This window comes from Nostoc sp. 'Peltigera membranacea cyanobiont' 213 (genome assembly GCF_002245975.1).
GTDB lineage: Bacteria > Cyanobacteriota > Cyanobacteriia > Cyanobacteriales > Nostocaceae > Nostoc.
Genome location: NZ_NOLI01000293.1, coordinates 1 through 3366, shown reverse-complemented (window position 1 = coordinate 3366; position 3366 = coordinate 1). Strand labels below are relative to the sequence as shown.

At 43.1% G+C, this 3366-nt stretch carries 3 protein-coding genes and 2 pseudogenes; 4 read left to right on the top strand and 1 reads right to left on the bottom strand.

The window, feature by feature from the left end; all coding sequences use genetic code 11:
* A partial coding sequence (locus tag CDG77_RS34130; RefSeq protein WP_094333560.1) for a type IV secretory system conjugative DNA transfer family protein occupies positions 1–1280 on the bottom strand: 1280 nt, incomplete at its 3' end.
* A gap of 157 nt (positions 1281–1437) precedes the next feature.
* Here CDG77_RS34130 and CDG77_RS34125 point away from each other — a divergent pair.
* From CDG77_RS34125 to CDG77_RS34110, 4 genes and pseudogenes are all read left to right on the top strand, one after another.
* The gene (locus CDG77_RS34125; RefSeq protein WP_223270143.1) at positions 1438–2040 is read left to right on the top strand and encodes a DUF5895 domain-containing protein; all 603 of its coding nucleotides are present in this window, start codon (positions 1438–1440) and stop codon (positions 2038–2040) included.
* Positions 2041–2089: 49 nt separating this feature from the next.
* The gene (locus tag CDG77_RS34120) at positions 2090–2488 is read left to right on the top strand and encodes a helix-turn-helix domain-containing protein (protein WP_094333559.1); all 399 of its coding nucleotides are present in this window, start codon (positions 2090–2092) and stop codon (positions 2486–2488) included.
* Between the two features lie 20 nt (positions 2489–2508).
* A pseudogene (locus CDG77_RS34115) lies at positions 2509–3039 on the top strand (IS630 family transposase); the annotation flags it as partial.
* Positions 3023–3366: pseudogene (locus CDG77_RS34110) on the top strand (DUF5895 domain-containing protein); the annotation flags it as partial. The pseudogenes CDG77_RS34115 and CDG77_RS34110, both read left to right, overlap by 17 nt.

Here is a 3366-nt window from a genome sequence, read left to right as displayed (position 1 = left end):
TAAAGTTGCTCTAAACTTTGGATACCCAGAATAAAGCAGGCACCATTAGAACGATATTCATTAATCCACTGAGGTAATCTGTCCAGCTTAATTGATGGTAATTCATCCAAAGAAATAATCAATGGATCTTTGCGGGGACGGCTTAAATTACCAACAATCATCAAGTGCATTGCAGCCGCCAGCAGAGGCCCAACTACACTGCGGCGTTCATCATCTAGCTTGAACACCACTATCTCTCTACCTTCAAGCTTAGTAGGAATATCCGATTTCCCTATAAATGCCCTCAGCAAATCAGCTTGGATGAAAGATGAGAAAGTACCTGCTGCTGTGGTCAAAATCCCCGAAATAGTCTTCTCTGCATCCTTGGCACTCAAAAATTGAATAAATGAAGTCGCCACCCATTCATCCAACCTTTTTGACTGCACCGCATGGTCAAGGCGCTGTACCAGTTTTGGCAACCGTAGCACCGCATAAAGCATCGCCATATCTGGGTAAGGAGAACCCTTAACTAACTGTAAAAGTGCTTTAGCTAACAAGTCCCCGGCTTTAGCAAAGAACTCATCACTTTTACCACCACTGGAAGCATTGCGGTTAATCACTTGTCCAATTTCTCCTGCCATTACCCCATCCCGTGCATCACGCATATAATCCAAAGGATTGATCACACCGCTAAAGGGTTCACCGGGGGCAAATACTCGTACTTTATAGCCATAACGGGCTGCTAAGGGTGCATGGAGTCGTAGTTGGTCGCCCTTCTTGTCGTAGAGTAAAATCGGAAAACCTTGCTGCATCGCACTTTCTAACATCCGGTCTATGGTAGAGTAGGTTTTACCAGACCCAGGCGCACCTATTACCAGTGTTCCCCTTTCGGCATTGGGAAACCAAACTGTAGGTGCAGCACCAAGCATAGTTTGTATGTTAGCCAGCAACCCCCGCCACTTGCCTTTTACCCAATAGCGAGGAGTTCCAGACCACAGGGTAACTTTATTGTGTTTATGCTCCTTGATTTGCTTGAGTGCTAGGTTAGTTGCTGCTAGTTTCTCGCTGATACCGGAGACTTTACCAGTGGTGATTTTTCCCTTACCAGTACCACTGATTCGCAACAACAGTATAACGAACAGTATTCCACCTACCATCATCCAACCTTGGGGATTGTTATACTGTTGAAACAACTTGCCAAAGTCAATGCTAGCCAGAGGTGCTTGGAAGGATGAGACTTCAATTAATGTCGAGTTAGCAGTGATCTGGTTGTGTGGTAGATTTTTCTGGGAAATGTTCATAGCAGTTAAGTATGCGTTTAGCAGAAATTTTAGCTGCTAAGTGAAAGCTAAAGTATTGACCTTCTGGACATTTTTTTAGAGGTGTTAGAAACTCTATTTTTAACTAAGTTTTGAGGCTAACGCCTCATGCGTTGGGCAATCATATTTATGTACTCCAATGGTTAAATCTAGGGTTTCAAACAACTCTAATCGCTCCAATCAATCTACTGCCAAAACTGCTGCTTCTAATCCCAAAGCTAATACCAAAACTCAAGCAGCCAATAAGAAAGCACCTAACACTCAATTGTCAGACCTTGATATTGACGATATTGACCCAGAACTTCTCAGCGACAGTTATAACCAAGTTAGACGACCGTTACTGCCTTACGGCATTGTCGTTAATGACAAACCCGCCGGACTTCTAATTCCAGAAGACCAGTTAGAAAAGGCTGGCTGGCTTGATATGCCTGATGAAAACGACCTAACTATTGTCACCCTAACTGAAGATGTTACTGGACTGTTAATTACTCAAGCACGGTTACTAGTTTTAGCTTTTGTGCCAGAGTATATCCGTTATAAATCAGATGTTGAAGACTTAGGTGGTTCTTTTGTTGGGCTTTATGATGAATACAAACATAACCTTGACAAGAAAACAATGGATGTGTGTTCAGAACATGCACTGGTGTTTCTGGATGAGGATAATCAACCCCTGCATACTACTCCTGTCGTTGTCCGCTTTAAGAATGTAGCTCTCTGGAGTTTTACAGCAATTTTCAGGTAATTGAACCACAAAAAACGGTAAGCTAAACAGATAGTGATTGTCAAATTCAATGCCAGTATCTTACTCCAAAGATTTGCGTGGTCGTGTGATTGCCGCTTGGTTAGAGAAGGAAGGTTCGCAACGCCAACTGGCTCAAAGGTTTAAGGTCAGCTTGTCATTTGTACGCAACGTGGTACGTCATTATCGTGAAAGTGGACAAATTGAAGCAAAACAACGTGGAGGATACCAAAAGCCGATAATTCAGGATGAACATCTCAGCATGATCAAGTCTTTGGTGGAAGGTAAGAATGATTTGTTGCTAAGAGAATTATGCGATCGCTATGCAGAACGCACAGGCACTAGTGTAAGTATCACGACAATGCATCGTGCGGTAGAAAAATTAGGTTTACGGTGTAAAAAAAAAGTCTCTATGCCAGCGAGCAAGATACCCCAAGAGTACAAGAGTTAAGACATGACTATCGCCGTTGGTTAGATAAAATTGATGTCAGGAACCTGATATTTGTTGATGAAGCGGGATTGAATTTATCAATGTCACGCTTGTTTGCCAGAGCAGTCAATGGCGAAAGAGCAGTTGGTAATATACCTGGCACTAAGGGTGGGAACGTGTCTTTGATTGGAGCTTTAAATCTTGATGGGCTAGTCGCAGCTATGACTGTACCAGGTAGTACAAATACTGATGTATTCCTCACTTATGTCACTGAAATTTTAATGCCTCAGTTATGGAAAGGAGCGATCGTGGTCATGGATAACCTCCCGGTTCATCACGCCGAACGTGTAAGAGTTGCAATTGAATCCGTTGGTGCAAAAGTTAAGTTTTTGCCTCCCTACTCTCCAGATTTATCTCCTATAGAACTGTGTTGGTCAAAACTAAAGCAATTTCTCCGTTCCTGTGAGGCACGCACCACCGAATCACTCGACCAAGCAATGGCTCTGGCTGTCAATTACATCACCGAAGATGATGCCCTCGGTTGGTTCAATCACTGTGGTCTATTTACCTGAAAATTGCTGTAAGTCGGTGCGTGAGGAATTTTACCGTTCTTTGGAGAAAACCTTTGCTGACTATTTCCAAGTGCCATTTAGCGGCAAAAACGATAGGTGGCGTAGCTTAGGTGTGCTGTCAGTCGAGTTCAAAGCTGTCAAAGAGGGCGAAGGTAAGAATAAACACGACTGTTGTAAGACTGTAGATTATACCAAACCCACCGTTGAAAATCTGTCTCAATTTTATTTGGGTCAACCCACAGCTAAAGCCTTAATTTGGCAACAACATGATGCGATCGCTGGTTTTAATGAACCTCAATCCCTACCTGCTTTGCCAGGAGAATCGGT

Bases quoted from the DNA above. Each gene is read 5' to 3' on its own strand.
- CDG77_RS34125 (WP_223270143.1), top strand. From the start codon at position 1,438: ATGGTTAAATCTAGGGTTTCAAACAACTCTAATCGCTCCAATCAATCT.
- CDG77_RS34120 (WP_094333559.1), top strand. From the start codon at position 2,090: ATGCCAGTATCTTACTCCAAAGATTTGCGTGGTCGTGTGATTGCCGCT.